Source organism: Haloferax marinum (assembly GCF_009674625.1).
Taxonomy (GTDB): domain Archaea; phylum Halobacteriota; class Halobacteria; order Halobacteriales; family Haloferacaceae; genus Haloferax; species Haloferax marinum.
Window position 1 is genome coordinate 2,529,140 of sequence record NZ_WKJQ01000001.1, and the last position, 13,631, is coordinate 2,542,770.

Below are 13,631 nucleotides of genomic sequence, written 5' to 3' on the forward strand. Positions count from 1 at the left end.
GGCGTACACGTGGGCATGAACGCCCTGATAAAATTCGTCGGAAGTGCCCTCGTCGCATCCGTCCTCGCCGCCTTCCTCTCACTCTTCATCTTCCAGATGCCCGTGAGTTCGGCAATCCAGACGGCATTGCTCGCAGCGGTGGTCGCATTCGTCATCGTCTACCTGAACACCCGTCAGTCGGACTCACCGACAGAGGCGAGATAGCAGACTGGGTTCCTATCGCCCGAACTTCTGTTGCGCCCGAAGGGTGCAACAGCGTTTGGACGGTGAGCGTCAGCGAACCGTCCAAACCTCCGTGTCGGCATAGCCGCCACGTGATTCGGCCTATCGGCCGAACCGCCTCTGTCTGTCCTGATAGTCCCGCAACGCCCGCAGATAGTCGCGCCGTCTGAAGTCTCGCCAGTTCACGTCGGTAAAGTAGAGTTCTGCGTAGACGGACTGCCAAATCATGAAGTCCGAGAGTCGCTCGGCACCCGTCTTGACGACGAAGTCGGGTTCGTCGGGAAACACCAGTCGCTCTTCGATGTCGGTGCCGTCGATGTCGTCGGGGTCCAACTCCCCTGCGTCGACTTCTTCGGCGAGCGACCGAACGACGGCGGCGAACTCGCGTTTTCCGCCGAGACCGATGTTCACCTGGACGGGGGCGTCTGCCGGTTCGGTGTCACCGGGTTCACGAACGGCGATTTGGTACGGGGTGTCGAGGTCGCGGAGTTCGCGGGAGAGCGTCGGGACGACTGCCTCGTCGAGGACGCTCACCGAGACAGTGACGCGTTCGCTCCCGTACTCGAAGGCCCAGCGGATGACGTCTTCGAGCGTGGCGTACGCGCCCTGTTCTAACAGGTCGCGCTCGGTGATGACGAGTGCGACGTGTTCGGGTGCGTCCGCGTCGTCGAGGCGGAATCGGAGGGCGAGATAGTAGTCGTACAGTCCCACGGGAGTTCGTACTCGCGCCGGGGGCCCTAACGCTTCGGATTCGACGAGATGGCAATCGATTCGAGGAGATGACCGGATTCGACGAGGCGGCACAGATGTGGAACCCCCGCATTGTGTGGGACCGCGTGGGTCACCGATGTCGGGAGGGTTAAGTGCGAGTCGGGGATACCGAACGATGTGACTTCCACGCTACGGCGAGCGGGTGGATTCGCGGTCGTCGGGACGTTGGCCCTCGCGGCCCCCAGTCTCGGTACGGCCGCGTTCGCCCCGTTCGCCGCAGTCGCGCTCTTGGCGGCGTTCGTCATCGACGACGGGCCGCTCTTCGAGTTATTCGCGCGACCCGGAGACCGCAAGGATGGCCGCCTCAACGGGTTGGCTGGATTCTCCCTTGCGGCGACGGGCTTAGCACTCTTAGCGACGGTTCCGCGGGCCAGAATGCCGATTACCGTCTTCGTCGCTTCCGTGCTGATACTCGCGTACGGCAACCTCGGGGCGCGACTGGTGGACACTCGTGCCGACGACGAATTCCTCCGGGCCGCTGGATTCGTCAGCGTCGGCGTTCTCGCCGGCACAGTTGGACAGGCGGCCGTCGTCAGCCTAACCGACGAACCATTCGCACTCTCTCGGTTCATCTTCATCGCCGCACTCGGTGCGCTCGTCGCCGCACTCTTGCGGTCTGCGCTCTACGAACGTGACGACCCTGTCGTCATGCTCACCGTCGGCATCGCACTCTGGGGTGTCGACGGGTTGGTCGGTCCCGTTACTCCTGCACAGACGGGCGTCGCCATCGCGATGACCGTCGCACTCGGCTATGCCGCCTACGCCCTCGGAACGGCCTCTGTCGCCGGCATGATTACCGGCGTCCTTCTCTTGCTCGTCGCCGTCGGATTCGGCGGGTTCGGGTGGGCTGTCGTCCTCGCTTCGTTCTTCGGCATCGGCGCACTGGCGACCAAATTCCGGTACGAGCGCAAAGCAGAACGCGGCGTCGCCGAGGACAACGAAGGCGCTCGCGGCACTGGCAACGTTCTCGGAAACTCGGCCGTCTCACTCCTCGCAGTCGTCGGGTACGCCACCATGGAGACCGTCGGCCAACCACTCGGAAGCGACCTCTTCGTCCTCGCGTTCGCCGGGTCCGTCGCGGCCGCGATGAGTGACACACTCTCCAGTGAAATCGGAGGGCTGTTCGACAACCCTCGACTCATCACGTCGCTCAAGCCAGTCCCCGCGGGGACCGACGGAGCGGTCACGTGGCAAGGCGAAGTCGCCGGTGTCGCTGGGGCGGCGCTCGTCGCAGGCAGTGCGATCGTGTTGCTCCCGCTCCCCGACACGGCCGCCGCGGTCGCCATCCTCGTCGGCGGCGTCGTCGGGATGACCGTCGATAGTCTCCTCGGTGCGACAGTCGAAGGTGACCGTCTCGGCAATCAGGCGGTCAACTTCCTCATGACGCTCGGCGGCGCACTGGGTGCTGTGGTCGTCTGGCTTCCGCTGTGACAGTCCGAGTGGCCCGACCGGCCGACGAGACTGCCATCGAGTCGATGCAATCGCTCGTCTCGCACCCGTCTCCAGAACTGTTCGACGCCTGGCCGGCAGTCGGGACGCTTCTCGTCTCTGTCGACGACGACGACCAGCCAGTCGGATACGTCCTCGGTGTCGGAACCCACCTCGCCGAACTCGCAGTTTCGCCCGACGCCCGTCGAGAAGGCCGTGCGACTGCCCTCGTCGAAGCGTATCACGACCGACACCCTGGGTCGTCACTCACGCTGTTGGTCCATCCAGAAAACGAGGGCGCACGAGCGTGTTACGACGCGTTGGGGTTCCGTCACGACGACCGAATCGGCGGCGCGTTCGACGGTGAAGACGCGATTCGACTCGTCCGCAGCACCGACTGCGTGTGAAACACGAGTGAAAAATACGGGCGAGCGTGTCGAGTATGTGGGCGAGTGTGCCGATTATGTGGGCGAGTGTGCCGAGTTACGTCAGCAGTTGGTCAGCGGTCCTGACGCGCACACTGACGGGTTTCTTCACGTACTCGCCGGTCGAGCGGGCGACCACGTCTCCGACACCGCGTTGGGCCGCGATGTCGATGAGTTTCTGGCTCGCTTCGCCATCGACGACGACGAGTCGCGGAACCGGGTCGGCGTCTTCGAGCGTGTCGTATATCTTCTCGACTGCGACTTCGTCCAGCAGGCCGAAGTCGGCATCCAGTAATCGTGCAAGCCCACTTCCGTCGGAGATGGTCTCACGGACGTGGTCCGAAAGTGACCGCGTCTGTTGGACCGGTTCGACCGTTTCCGCGACGGCCTCGACGGTCGAATCACTGAACACGTCGGCCTCGGCAGTCGGGTCGCTACCGGTGTCTGCTTCGACCGTCTTCTCGACGGTGACTGTTCCGTTGTTGTCCGAACTCGTCTCGCCGACCGCGTCGGTGGTGACGTCTGCGGGTGGAGTCGACGACGTGTCAGTCGTCGGCGACTCCGGACGAGGGTCCGGCGCAACACCACCGGTGTCGTTGGCGTCGGCGACGGCCGACCGGAAGTCGCCTTCGTCCGGCAGTCTGGAGAGCGGGACTTTGTTGCGGAGCGCGCGGATAACCGCTCCTCGGTCGAGGTCCTCGACGGACTGGCCTTCGGGCGCGAAGGCGACGTAATCGACGTCACCGACCTGCGAGAGTTCGCGGAGGATGAGTTCGCCGCCACGGTCGCCGTCGAGGAACGCCGTCACGGTTCGTTCCTGTGTGAGCGTCGCGACGTCGTCGGGAACGTTCGTCCCCTCGACGGCGATGGCGTTCTTGATGCCGTATCGGAGGAGTGTCAGCACGTCGGCGCGGCCTTCGACGACGATAATCGCGTCGGAGTCGGTCACACGGGGTCCTGCCGGGAGGCCGTGATACTCGGTGATGTCTTCGACGCGGACGCTCTCTTTGACCTCTTCGAGAATCTCGGTCGAGGTCATCACGGTGTCGTCGAACGACTCCGTGAGCAGTTCCTTGGCGCGCTCGACGACCATCCGGCGTTTGGCCTCGCGAACGTCTTCGATGTTCGTGATTTCGATGACCGCCTGACACGGGCCGACGCGGGTGAGCGTCTCCAGTGAGGCGGCGAGAATGGCCGTCTCGACCTTGTCGAGACTACTCGCGATGGTCATCTGACCGAACGAGTGGCCGTTTTCTGAGTCTACCTGTACGTCTATCCGACCGACCTTCGAGGATTGTTGGAGGTCACGGAGGTCGAGGTCGTCGCCGAGGAGGCCTTCGGTCTGGCCGAAGATAGCCCCGACTACGTCGCTCCGTTCGACGACCCCGTCGGCGGAGATGGAAGCGTGAATGAGATATTTTGCAGTGTCGTCCATTGGTGATGTCCTCCCGGAGGAGGTGATGATGTGGTGATAGTGATGGCGTCATGGGTGGAACCCACGAACGTGTTTATATAAGTAGCGCCCGAGGGAAATATCTATCGTGGCCGACGAATCGAACGCGAACGGTGGTCGGTCTCGGTTTTCGGTTTCGGCCTGGTTCTCCGCTACTCTTCGCTCCGAAGGTCGGCGATAGCCGCCCCTGCCGACTGACAGAACTCGGCCGGGTTTTCGGGGTCGTCGTGTTCGACGATGACCCACTCGACGAACTCGTCGCTGGCGGCGGCGAGACAGCCGTCGACGTCCAACTCACCCGCTCCGAGTTCGACGGGGCGGCCACCTCGGTCGGCGCTCGAATCGAGGACGACGTCTTTCAGGTGGACGAGTGGCGTCCGGTCGGCGTACCGGTCGAGATAGTCCGCAGGGTCGTATCCGGCGGCCAGTATCCACGCGAGGTCGAGTTCGAAGCCGACTCCGGATTCTTCGGCGAGTCGGTCGAGGGCCGGTTCGCCGGCGACAGTCTGCAGTTCGTGTTCGTGGTTGTGGTACAGCAGTCTGAACCCTCGGTCGTCACACCGTGCCGTCAGGTCGTCGAGTCGGTGGGCCGTCTCGTCGACGGTGTCGGCGTCGGCGAACTCCTCGGGCGGCAGATAGGGGACGACGAGTGTCTCCACACCGAGTGCCCCGTACCGTTCACAGACGGCGTCGAGGTCGGATTCGAGTTCCTCGATAGGAACGTGTGCGGATGGTGCCGTGAGTCCGGTCTCGTCGAGGGCCGTTCGCGTGTGCTCGTCGTCGTCCAGGCCTGCGAACTCGACGCCGTCGAATCCGGCGTCTGCGGCGCGCTCTACTAACGACCCTGTCGGTTCGTCGAGATTCCGAAGCGAGTACAGTTGAATACCGAAGTCCATACCTGTCGGGTCGATTGCAGGGTGGGAAATTGTTCCGGGAGCGGTGAATCTTCTCTGGAGCGCTGGTCGTCGAGTACTGGCCACATCGCAATTGTTCCACCCATTATGAGTGGTCAGTAAGATTCACAACTCGTGTTTGAAGATTATTTTTCTTCAATAGGGGTTGACGTAGGTCTGTAGAGTAAGATTTACGTTCTAATGTTAACTATCGTCTCCAGAGATGACGAGAACGAGCATCGATTACCTCTGGATTGTGACGTTCGCAATCCTCGTGACGTTCGCAGTCCCGTGGTTCCTCTGGGGAGATAGTCGGGTCTTCGCCGGCCTTCCGCTGTGGCTCTGGTGGCACATCGGGTGGATGGTACTGGCCGCGGTGGTGTTCCACCTGTTCACCCGGCGTGCCTGGGACCGTGGCATCGTCGAGGGGGGCCGCTGATGGTCTCTGCACTCGGGATTCAACTCGGCGTCGTCGGTGCGTACCTCCTCGTCGCCCTCGCCGTGGGGTTACTCGCGTATCGGCTCACGAGTCGAGACGCCGAAGACTACTACCTCGCCGGGCGCTCTATCGGGACTGTCGTCTTGCTGTTTACCACCTTCGCCACCCTCCTCTCTGCGTTTACGTTCTTCGGCGGGCCCGACCTCGCGTACCGTGCTGGCCCCGAGTGGATTCTCGTGATGGGCGTGATGGACGGCGTCCTGTTCGCTCTCCTCTGGTACGTCGTCGGCTACAAACAGTGGCTCGTCGGGAAGGCCCACGGCTACGTGACCCTCGGTGAGATGCTCGGTGACCGCTTCGGGTCGAAGCGACTGCGCGCCCTCGTCGCCGGTATCAGCCTCTTTTGGCTGTTCCCCTACGTGATGCTCCAGCAGATGGGCGCGGGTGAAGCAATCGTCGGCCTGACGAACGGAATCGTCCCATACTGGGCCGGTGCCGCCGGTATCACGGTGTTCATGATTGCCTACGTCGTCATCGCCGGCCTCCGTGGTGTCGCGTGGACCGACACGCTCCAGGGGCTGTTCATGCTCGGCGTCGTCTGGCTTGCAGTCGGCTGGGTCGCCACTGCCGCCGGCGGCCCCAGTGCACTCTCGAACGCGCTCGCGACGAACAAACCCGAGTTCCTCGCACTCGGCGGCGGCCTCTACTCCCCACAGTTCATCATCTCGACGGCCATTACCATCGCCTTCGGCGTGGCGATGTTCCCGCAAATCAATCAGCGCTTCTTCGTCGCCAAATCCGGCGCGGTCCTCAAGCGCTCGTTCGCGCTGTGGCCGGTTCTCGTCGTCCTCCTGTTCGTCCCCGCGTTCATCCTCGGCACGTGGGCCGCCGGCCTCGGTATCTCGGTCCCCGAGGGCGCGAACGTCTTACCCGTCCTCCTCAACGAGTACACTCCAGTGTGGTTCGCGGCGCTCGTCGTCGCCGGCGCGATGGCCGCGATGATGTCGTCGTCGGACTCGATGCTCCTCTCGGGGTCGTCGTACTTCACTCGTGACCTCTACCGGCCGTTCGTCGACGCCTCGCTGTCAGACGCCCGCGAGGCGTGGATTGCCCGTATCGGCGTCGCCCTCTTTGCGACGCTCACGTTCGTCGCCAGTCTGTTCCGCCCCGGCACGCTCATCGAAGTCGGCGACACGGCCTTCGGTGGCTTCGCACAGATGGCACTCCCCGTCATCATCGCGCTCTACTGGGCGCGAACGACCCGCTCGGGAATGTTCGCTGGAATCGTCGGCGGACAGCTGTTCTATCTCGCTCACGTCTTCGTTCCGGCGTTCGAAATCGCCGGTATCACCGTCCTCGGGGGGACGTACCTCACGTGGGACTTCGCCCTCTGGGGGATGGTGCTGTCCGCGCTCTTGACGCTCGGCGTCTCTTCGCTGACCGCCGCTGCACCCGAGGAGAACCAAAGCCGGTTCTCCGAAGGACTGCGTGCCGACTGAGAGGGCAGACTGGGTCGTCGTCGCCTCCGACCGTGGCGAGATTTATCCCGCTGTGTTACGATATTCGAGTCATGCCAGAAGAAGTTCTGTTCAAATCCGAGGCCCGCCAGAGCCGAACCGAAATCGCCTCTTACCTCCGCGCCATCGCCGACAAACTCGACGCAGGCGAACCGATTACGCTGAAAGCTGGGTCGCAGTCGGTGACGATGGACCCCCCGGCGTCGCCGACGTTCGAAGTGAAAGCCGAACGCGAAGGCCCCGCCGGCCAACCGGGCGAACTGAGCGTCGAGTTCGAACTGGAGTGGGACGAAGACGGTGGCGATGGTGGCGACAGCGGCGAGTTACAAATCGAGTAACTGAACGGGGTCGTCCCCGAGAACGCCGCTCAGATACCTTTTTGACACGTGTCTCAGTGTTCACGTATCATGCACATTCGTCCGATTGCCGAGAGCGACGTCACCGCACTCATCGACGACCTGTGGCTTCCGTTCGCCAGGGAGATGGGTGCCATCGACGACTACGACGCGCTTGCCGAGGACGTAGACGCCCGAACCGAAGCAATCGACTACCGACGGGCGCAACTCACCGACGACGACGTGCAGACGTTCGTCGCCGTCGACGACGAGGGATTGGTCGGGTATACGACCGTCTCGTACTCGGAGGCACCGCCGGTGTTTGCCCGAGATGCGGCGGCGAAGGTGAAAGACCTCTACGTGGCTCCCAAGGCACGGGGGGCAGGTCTCGGAACCTCACTCCTCGAACGGGCACACGAGTGGGGACGAGAACGTGGGTGTACTCGCGTCTCGTTGAGCGTTCACGCTCGCAACGACGCCGCCCGGTCGTGTTACGACTCGATGGGCTACGAGACGCGCTACGTGAAGATGGACCGACCGCTGTAACCGTCTCTCTCGGTGTAACGTCGCAACCGTGCCGGCGACGACCCACGGTTCGAGCGGGATTCGACCGGTAAACCCGAACCCTCAAATCTACCCACGCTAACGCCCGGATATGAACGAGACGGGTCACCAAGTGCTCGTGGAGCAGGACGTGCTCCGCCGCCGACTGGACGACGGGGCCCTCCCCGAATGGGCAGTCCAGCACTACGAGACCTTCCGTGAGACGATGCTCGGTGACGACGACGGTGCGCCCTTCCCCTGTTACTTCGGCGTCGAATCCGAACGCAACGGCGACGCCCTCTACACTTTCGTCGATTCGATGACCGACAAAGACGCCTTGCTCGCACTTCGTGACACGCTCGTCGAATATCTCGACGTCTACCGCGACTACTCGGAGGCGGCCTCGCTCGTCGCGTTCTTCAAACCGCCCGAGCGGGACCTGACGGAGGCTGACTACCACGAACACTTGTGGCACATCCTCCAGTTCCTCCACGTCCACGACCCCGAACCGTGGCCCGACGAGATTCCGACCGACCCCGACGACTCGACCTGGGAGTTCTCCTTCGGCGGCGAACCCATCTTCCCGACGACGCGTGCCCCGTTCTACGACGAGCGCCAGAGTCGCTACTGCCCGTGGGGTCTCGAAATCACGTTCCAACCCCGGTCGCTGTTCGACGGTCTCACCGCCGACACCGAGGCCGGACAGAAGGCACGAGCGGTCATCCAGAACCGCCTCGAAGCCTACGACGGTGTCTGCCCCCACGCCGACCTCGGTGACTGGGGGGTCGACGGCGACCGCGAGTGGCCGCAGTATATGTTCTCGTCGGACGAGTCGCAGGCACCCGACGAGTGTCCGATTCGCGTCACGCGCGAACACCCGAAAGTCCCCATCGTGTCGGCTGACGACACCATGTCGCCGGCGGACGACTGATGACCGACGTCGACCTCCCCGAAGACGCCGTACTCGTCTGTATCGACATGCAAGTCGGGTTCGACGACGACGCGTGGGGTGACAGAAACAATCCCGAGATGGAAGCACGAGTCGCGGGCCTGCTCGCGGCGTGGCGCGAGGCGGGCGCCCCTGTGGTTCACGTCCGACACGACTCGACCGAACCGAACTCCCCACTCCGGCGTGACGCCGCGGGATTCGACTGGAAACCCGAGGCCGAACCCGTCGAGGGCGAAGTCGTCTTCACCAAACACGTCAACAGCGGATTCGTCGGCACCGACCTCGAGTCGTGGCTCCGTGACCGTGACTACACGACGCTCGTCGTCTGCGGACTCACGACAGACCACTGCGTCTCGACGACGACGCGGATGGCCGAGAACCTCGGCTTCGACGTGTTTCTCCCTGCAGACGCGGTTGCGACGTTCGACCGAGAAGGCTACGACGGGACGCAGTTCTCCGCAGACGAGATGCACCGAACTGCACTGGCGCACCTGCACCGGGAGTTCGCGACTGTCGTCGAGACGGGAGACCTACTGGGCGAACGCGGCGTCTGAGAGCGCTGTCGAACACACCGAGCGTTATCGAGCACACCCGGCACTATCGAACCATCGAGCGCACTCGCATACGCAAAGCTGTACGGCCGCAAATCTGACGTCTTCCGTGGCTGGGCGTAATCAAATATAGTTTCTCAGAACGTGAGCGAATCAGATTCTGATTACACAAACACATTTGTTTCCAGACCGAAATCTGGTAGACATGGGTGCTTCGTTTCCACATCGAGAGAATCTCGCCCCAACGTTCGCGTGGAACGAGTTCACGGGCGCGGTAGGAGATTCGGTTACGGTCCTCCCGCTCGTCGTGGCACTCTCGGTCTTGACCGACCTCTCGCTTTCGTTCGTCCTCCTCTGGTTCGGTATCTTCCAAATCGTCTGGGGTCTCTACTACGCGGCCCCGATGTCCGTCGAACCGATGAAGGCGCTGGCGGCGCTCGTCCTCGCCGGCACGGTTTCGACCACCGAAGCGCTCGTCGCCGGCCTCTTTCTCGGTGTCGTCTTGCTCGGCGTCGGTCGAACCAACTCACTCGCACGCGTGAGTCGGTACATCGGGTCGCCCGTCGTCCGCGGCGTCCAGTTCGGTGTCGCCCTCGTTCTTCTCGAAACCGGTCTGCAACTCAGTCTGTCGAACCCCGGATTCGCCGGCATCGCCGCCGTCGTCGCCGTCGCCGCAATCGCCCTCGGCCGGTGGAAGGTGAGTGCGCTCGCAGTGCTCCTCGTCGGCGGTGGAATCGCCGCGTTCCACACCGGCGTCCCCTCGCCGACGCTCCCCTCGATGGACGGTCTCTTCCTCGTCGACGTCTCGGGGGTCACCATGCCGGCGTTCGAAGCGGCGTCCGCCCAGATTGCGATGACCGTCGGCAACGCCGCGTTGGCTACGTCGGTGCTGATGTCCGACTACTTCGACCGGGATATCTCGGCCGACGAACTCGCGTCGAGCATGGGCGTGATGAACCTCGCGGCCGTCCCCTTCGGCGCGTTTCCGATGTGCCACGGCAGCGGCGGCGTCGCCGGCAAGTACGCCTTCGGCGCTCGCACCGCCGCCGCGAACGTGATTCTGGGTGTGGGCTACCTGCTCGTCGCGCTCGTCGCCGTCGAACTCGTCGCCGCCTACCCACTGGCGATGCTCGGCGTCGTGCTGGCGATTATCGCGCTCCAACTCGCCCGGACCAGCATTCGAGAAACCGAGGCGTACGTGCTGGTCGCCGGGATTGGGGTTCTGGGGGTCGTCGTGAATCTGGGTGTGGCGTTTGTTGTGGGGATTGTGGTGTGGTTGATGTGGGAACGGCGGCGTGGTGCGCTCTCGTGGCTGGTGTCGGGTCTATAGAACAGGACGTCTCCGACTTCGCTATCTTCTCACCTATTCGGCGTCCGTAATCTCGTCGTTGGTTTCCTGTGGTGCTCCCGGTCTGCTCCGCCTACCGTTTCACAGAACGGGCAGTATTGGGTCGGGTCGTCTTCCCACTCCCACGCACTCCAGGCACAATGTACCGTGGTCGTCACTCCTCACTCTGAACGTCGCTGTCTTCGCTCTTCGACTGGCTTCGGTCTTCGGGTTTGAGCACCCCGACTAGTTCTGCCTGTTTGAGGGCGAGTTCTGCGTGTTCCTCAGCGTACTCGCGTCCTTTCCGTTCGGCGACGATGTCGATTATCTCCTGTTCGGCGGGCGTCCACTCTGAATCGTTCTCTCCCATCTGTCGTCTCTCAGATAGGTGTTGAACTGCTACGTTCAATACTATTTGCCCGTCTACCTGTGAGTAACCGTGTCCGGTCAACGGTAAGGGAACTGGTGCTTTTTATAAGCGCCGTACCCACGTACCACGTATGCAGACGCACATCGTTCCCGTCGGGTTCGACTACGACCGGCTCATCGCGCCGCTCATCCGCGATCAGTTGGACGTCGACCGCGTCATCCTCCTGGAGGGTGCCGTCGGGAGCGAGGCGAACGTCGAGTACTCGCGAAACCTCTCGAAGAAACTCGAGAAGGACTTCGAGAACCTGCTCGGTGCGGAGACGGCGCGCGTCGTCGTCGACGACGTCTACGACTACGACGCCGCCTTCGAGCAAGCCTACGACCTCATCAACGCGGAACTCGACGCCGACGACGAGTTGCGAGGCGACGGCGACGAACCCGGAGAGGTGTGGGTGAACGTCAGCGCAATGCCGCGTCCTGTCTCCTTCGCCTTCGCCACCGCTGCTCACTCCATCATGGTGGAGCGGCAGGCCGACAGAGACCGCATCCACACCTACTACACCGCCCCGGAGAAGTATCTGGAGTCCGAACTGGCCGAGGAGCTCCGAACCGGGCGTGACCTCTTGGCCGACATCCTCGAATCTGGCGAGATAGACGAAGACCGAATCCGCGAACGCCTCGACGTGTCGTCCGACCTGCTCTCGGAGTTCGACGAACGCGGGACCACCATCGGCGCGAAGCAAATCGGTTCGCGTCACATCGTCGAACTACCTGTCGCCTCCTTCTCGAACGTCAAACCCTTCGAAGAGGTCATCCTGTTCAAACTCGGCGAACACGGCGAGTTCGGGTCGGTGTCGGAACTCGCGGAAGCACTCGCCCGCGAGATGAACGAAGAGTACACCGACTCCTTCCGGTCGAAGGTCATCTACAACGTCGACCGCCTCGGCCCCGGTGGGAAAGGCTACATCGAACAGGAAGAACGCGGGAAGTCCTACCGGACGCGACTCTCCCGAATCGGTGAGTTGTGGGTCCGCGCTCACGCAGACAGCGACGAGTAGGGAGAGTACACTGGCGACGAGTGTGGCAAATGGGCGAGCGAGTGTCTTCGGGGCGAGTACCTGCACGAGTCTGTGCGGTCTGGCCGCCCACCAGTATATGAATCTACGGGGGCGGTGTGAGCGTCGAACCCCGCCGCGCCGTGTTTAATCCCTGTACGCACGGACGGTAACGTGGGTGAGCGACACGTCGTCTTCACCCTCCTGTACACTGCCCCTCCCCTCTCTTCCCCCTATCCCACAGACCGACGCTCAGAAGTCGAGACCCGACGGGTCGTCGCCCGGCGTCAGCGGACTCACGGCGAGGTCCGCCGGTGGGTCGGGAAGGTTGTACCCACTCGGTGCGACGTCGTTCGGTCCGTCAGGGTAGAACACCGACGCGAGCAGTTGGATGTGGTCGCGGCCAACGCCGAGTTCGAACTGTCCGCCGCCGTAGAGTGTCATCCCTCGCTCGTCGGCGTAGTCGATGGTGTCGAAGAGCGACTGGACGGTGCCGAACCGCGAGGGCTTGATATTCAGCCACGCGGGTTCGAACGGCAGTTCCTCGACGGACTCGACGCCCGTAATCGGATAGTCCCACGAGACACGTGTTTCGTGGCCGTCGAACAGCGGTCGCGTCTCGTCGGTGAACGCCGGGTCTTCGATGACGGCGTCCGGGAACCCGGAGACGACGCGCTCGTAGAGTTCCGGGTCGGGCGCTTGGTCCACGTCGGTTCCCTCGTACTTGCCTTTCAGGTCGAGGATTCTGACGCAGTCGTGGTCGGCGAGTGACGCGACGAGGGCGTCGTCCCACTCCGACGTAGGGTCGAGTTTGAACTCACAGTTCGGGTCGCGTTCGAGGAGCATCTCTACGCGGTCGGCAGACGGCGGGTCACCGAGGCGTGTGCTCACGACGAATCGGACCGGGTCGCGTTCGCGGCCAACCGCGGTTGCGAGGTCGGTGCCGTTCTGGCGGAGTGCGAGGTCTAGTCCGGCGGATTCGAGCGCCCACCGCCGATAGTGTCTGGACGGTTCGCGTTCTGGTTCTTTCGTCGGAAACAGGTCGACGTCGTCGAGTGCGGCCGAGAAGTCGGCGAAGGAGTCGTAGGTTCCGTCGATGCCGAACACGTCCTCGGGGGCATCTGCGAGTGCGTCGTGGTCTTCGGCGTCGTAGGTCACGTCTTCACCACGCCCCACGTCGCCGTCGCCTGCGAGCGAGAAGATGGTCGTCTTTCGGAGGAATCCACTCGACGTATCGCTCTCGCGGCGGTCACGAGAGACGGATTCGACGGTGAGTGGCAGGTCAGCCACACGGTCGAAGGTGTTCATTGGAACACAGGTTGGGAACGACAGGGGAAAAACGTGTGCGCCGTAT

General features: G+C 63.1%; 16 protein-coding genes. 11 read left to right on the top strand and 5 right to left on the bottom strand.

Annotated features, from left to right (window positions below):
• The first annotated feature begins 15 nt into the window (after positions 1 to 15).
• Positions 16 to 204, top strand: a complete 189-nt coding sequence (locus GJR99_RS12725; protein ID WP_151112725.1) for a hypothetical protein — start codon at positions 16 to 18, stop codon at positions 202 to 204.
• A gap of 120 nt (positions 205 to 324) precedes the next feature.
• Here the strand turns inward: GJR99_RS12725 and GJR99_RS12730 are convergent, their stop codons facing one another.
• Positions 325 to 933, bottom strand: a complete 609-nt coding sequence (locus tag GJR99_RS12730) for an undecaprenyl diphosphate synthase family protein (protein WP_151112727.1) — start codon at positions 931 to 933, stop codon at positions 325 to 327.
• A 177-nt stretch (positions 934 to 1,110) separates the two neighbouring features.
• On the opposite strand from GJR99_RS12730, the gene GJR99_RS12735 reads away from it, so the two are divergent.
• Together GJR99_RS12735 and GJR99_RS12740 are read left to right on the top strand one after the other, a co-directional pair.
• Positions 1,111 to 2,424 carry a DUF92 domain-containing protein gene (locus GJR99_RS12735; RefSeq protein ID WP_151112729.1) on the top strand — a complete coding sequence of 438 codons (1,314 nt, stop codon included), beginning with the start codon at positions 1,111 to 1,113 and terminating at the stop codon, positions 2,422 to 2,424.
• A 44-nt stretch (positions 2,425 to 2,468) separates the two neighbouring features.
• The gene (locus GJR99_RS12740) at positions 2,469 to 2,828 is read left to right on the top strand and encodes a GNAT family N-acetyltransferase (RefSeq protein WP_154326106.1); all 360 of its coding nucleotides are present in this window, start codon (positions 2,469 to 2,471) and stop codon (positions 2,826 to 2,828) included.
• Between the two features lie 76 nt (positions 2,829 to 2,904).
• Here GJR99_RS12740 and dnaG read toward each other — a convergent pair whose 3' ends face one another.
• Both dnaG and GJR99_RS12750 read right to left on the bottom strand, forming a co-directional pair.
• Positions 2,905 to 4,281 (bottom strand): DNA primase DnaG, encoded by a 1,377-nt coding sequence (gene dnaG, locus GJR99_RS12745; protein ID WP_151112733.1) that lies wholly within the window; start codon positions 4,279 to 4,281, stop codon positions 2,905 to 2,907.
• A 170-nt stretch (positions 4,282 to 4,451) separates the two neighbouring features.
• Positions 4,452 to 5,195 (bottom strand): sugar phosphate isomerase/epimerase family protein, encoded by a 744-nt coding sequence (locus GJR99_RS12750; RefSeq protein ID WP_151112735.1) that lies wholly within the window; start codon positions 5,193 to 5,195, stop codon positions 4,452 to 4,454.
• Positions 5,196 to 5,415: 220 nt separating this feature from the next.
• Between GJR99_RS12750 and GJR99_RS12755 the strand changes: the two genes are divergently transcribed.
• From GJR99_RS12755 to GJR99_RS12785, 7 genes are all read left to right on the top strand, one after another.
• Entirely contained in the window at positions 5,416 to 5,631 is a 216-nt protein-coding gene (locus GJR99_RS12755) for a DUF3311 domain-containing protein (RefSeq protein WP_151112737.1), read from the top strand.
• Positions 5,631 to 7,130 (top strand): sodium:solute symporter family protein, encoded by a 1,500-nt coding sequence (locus tag GJR99_RS12760; RefSeq protein WP_151112739.1) that lies wholly within the window; start codon positions 5,631 to 5,633, stop codon positions 7,128 to 7,130. Before GJR99_RS12755 ends, GJR99_RS12760 begins: the two co-directional genes overlap by 1 nt.
• A gap of 71 nt (positions 7,131 to 7,201) precedes the next feature.
• Positions 7,202 to 7,486 (top strand): amphi-Trp domain-containing protein, encoded by a 285-nt coding sequence (locus tag GJR99_RS12765; protein ID WP_151112742.1) that lies wholly within the window; start codon positions 7,202 to 7,204, stop codon positions 7,484 to 7,486.
• Between the two features lie 69 nt (positions 7,487 to 7,555).
• A complete protein-coding gene (locus tag GJR99_RS12770) occupies positions 7,556 to 8,029 on the top strand; it encodes a GNAT family N-acetyltransferase (RefSeq protein WP_151112744.1) in 474 nt (157 codons plus the stop codon).
• A gap of 109 nt (positions 8,030 to 8,138) precedes the next feature.
• Positions 8,139 to 8,957, top strand: coding sequence for a YqcI/YcgG family protein (locus GJR99_RS12775; RefSeq protein WP_151112746.1), 819 nt, complete (start codon positions 8,139 to 8,141; stop codon positions 8,955 to 8,957).
• Positions 8,957 to 9,529, top strand: a complete 573-nt coding sequence (locus GJR99_RS12780) for a cysteine hydrolase family protein (protein WP_151112748.1) — start codon at positions 8,957 to 8,959, stop codon at positions 9,527 to 9,529. The genes GJR99_RS12775 and GJR99_RS12780 overlap by 1 nt, the downstream gene beginning before the upstream one ends.
• 202 nt (positions 9,530 to 9,731) lie before the next feature.
• The gene (locus GJR99_RS12785; RefSeq protein ID WP_151112751.1) at positions 9,732 to 10,856 is read left to right on the top strand and encodes a putative sulfate/molybdate transporter; all 1,125 of its coding nucleotides are present in this window, start codon (positions 9,732 to 9,734) and stop codon (positions 10,854 to 10,856) included.
• Between the two features lie 172 nt (positions 10,857 to 11,028).
• On the opposite strand, the gene GJR99_RS12790 is transcribed toward GJR99_RS12785, so the two are convergent.
• Complete coding sequence (locus tag GJR99_RS12790; RefSeq protein WP_151112753.1) at positions 11,029 to 11,223, bottom strand: hypothetical protein; 195 nt, start codon at positions 11,221 to 11,223, stop codon at positions 11,029 to 11,031.
• Between the two features lie 130 nt (positions 11,224 to 11,353).
• On the opposite strand from GJR99_RS12790, the gene GJR99_RS12795 reads away from it, so the two are divergent.
• Positions 11,354 to 12,280: an HFX_2341 family transcriptional regulator gene (locus tag GJR99_RS12795; protein ID WP_151112755.1), complete on the top strand. Its 927-nt coding sequence runs from the start codon at positions 11,354 to 11,356 to the stop codon at positions 12,278 to 12,280.
• A 249-nt stretch (positions 12,281 to 12,529) separates the two neighbouring features.
• On the opposite strand, the gene GJR99_RS12800 is transcribed toward GJR99_RS12795, so the two are convergent.
• Positions 12,530 to 13,585: an enolase-like domain-containing protein gene (locus GJR99_RS12800; RefSeq protein WP_151112757.1), complete on the bottom strand. Its 1,056-nt coding sequence runs from the start codon at positions 13,583 to 13,585 to the stop codon at positions 12,530 to 12,532.
• Positions 13,586 to 13,631: the final 46 nt, after the last annotated feature.

Excerpts from the sequence above, each read along its gene's own strand:
- GJR99_RS12725 (WP_151112725.1), top strand. The coding sequence starts at position 16 with ATGAACGCCCTGATAAAATTCGTCGGAAGTGCCCTCGTCGCATCCGTC.
- GJR99_RS12740 (WP_154326106.1), top strand. The coding sequence starts at position 2,469 with ATGCAATCGCTCGTCTCGCACCCGTCTCCAGAACTGTTCGACGCCTGG.
- dnaG (WP_151112733.1), bottom strand. The coding sequence starts at position 4,281 with ATGGACGACACTGCAAAATATCTCATTCACGCTTCCATCTCCGCCGAC.
- GJR99_RS12750 (WP_151112735.1), bottom strand. The coding sequence starts at position 5,195 with ATGGACTTCGGTATTCAACTGTACTCGCTTCGGAATCTCGACGAACCG.
- GJR99_RS12755 (WP_151112737.1), top strand. The coding sequence starts at position 5,416 with ATGACGAGAACGAGCATCGATTACCTCTGGATTGTGACGTTCGCAATC.
- GJR99_RS12760 (WP_151112739.1), top strand. The coding sequence starts at position 5,631 with ATGGTCTCTGCACTCGGGATTCAACTCGGCGTCGTCGGTGCGTACCTC.
- GJR99_RS12765 (WP_151112742.1), top strand. The coding sequence starts at position 7,202 with ATGCCAGAAGAAGTTCTGTTCAAATCCGAGGCCCGCCAGAGCCGAACC.
- GJR99_RS12770 (WP_151112744.1), top strand. The coding sequence starts at position 7,556 with ATGCACATTCGTCCGATTGCCGAGAGCGACGTCACCGCACTCATCGAC.
- GJR99_RS12775 (WP_151112746.1), top strand. The coding sequence starts at position 8,139 with ATGAACGAGACGGGTCACCAAGTGCTCGTGGAGCAGGACGTGCTCCGC.
- GJR99_RS12780 (WP_151112748.1), top strand. The coding sequence starts at position 8,957 with ATGACCGACGTCGACCTCCCCGAAGACGCCGTACTCGTCTGTATCGAC.
- GJR99_RS12785 (WP_151112751.1), top strand. The coding sequence starts at position 9,732 with ATGGGTGCTTCGTTTCCACATCGAGAGAATCTCGCCCCAACGTTCGCG.
- GJR99_RS12790 (WP_151112753.1), bottom strand. The coding sequence starts at position 11,223 with ATGGGAGAGAACGATTCAGAGTGGACGCCCGCCGAACAGGAGATAATC.
- GJR99_RS12795 (WP_151112755.1), top strand. The coding sequence starts at position 11,354 with ATGCAGACGCACATCGTTCCCGTCGGGTTCGACTACGACCGGCTCATC.
- GJR99_RS12800 (WP_151112757.1), bottom strand. The coding sequence starts at position 13,585 with ATGAACACCTTCGACCGTGTGGCTGACCTGCCACTCACCGTCGAATCC.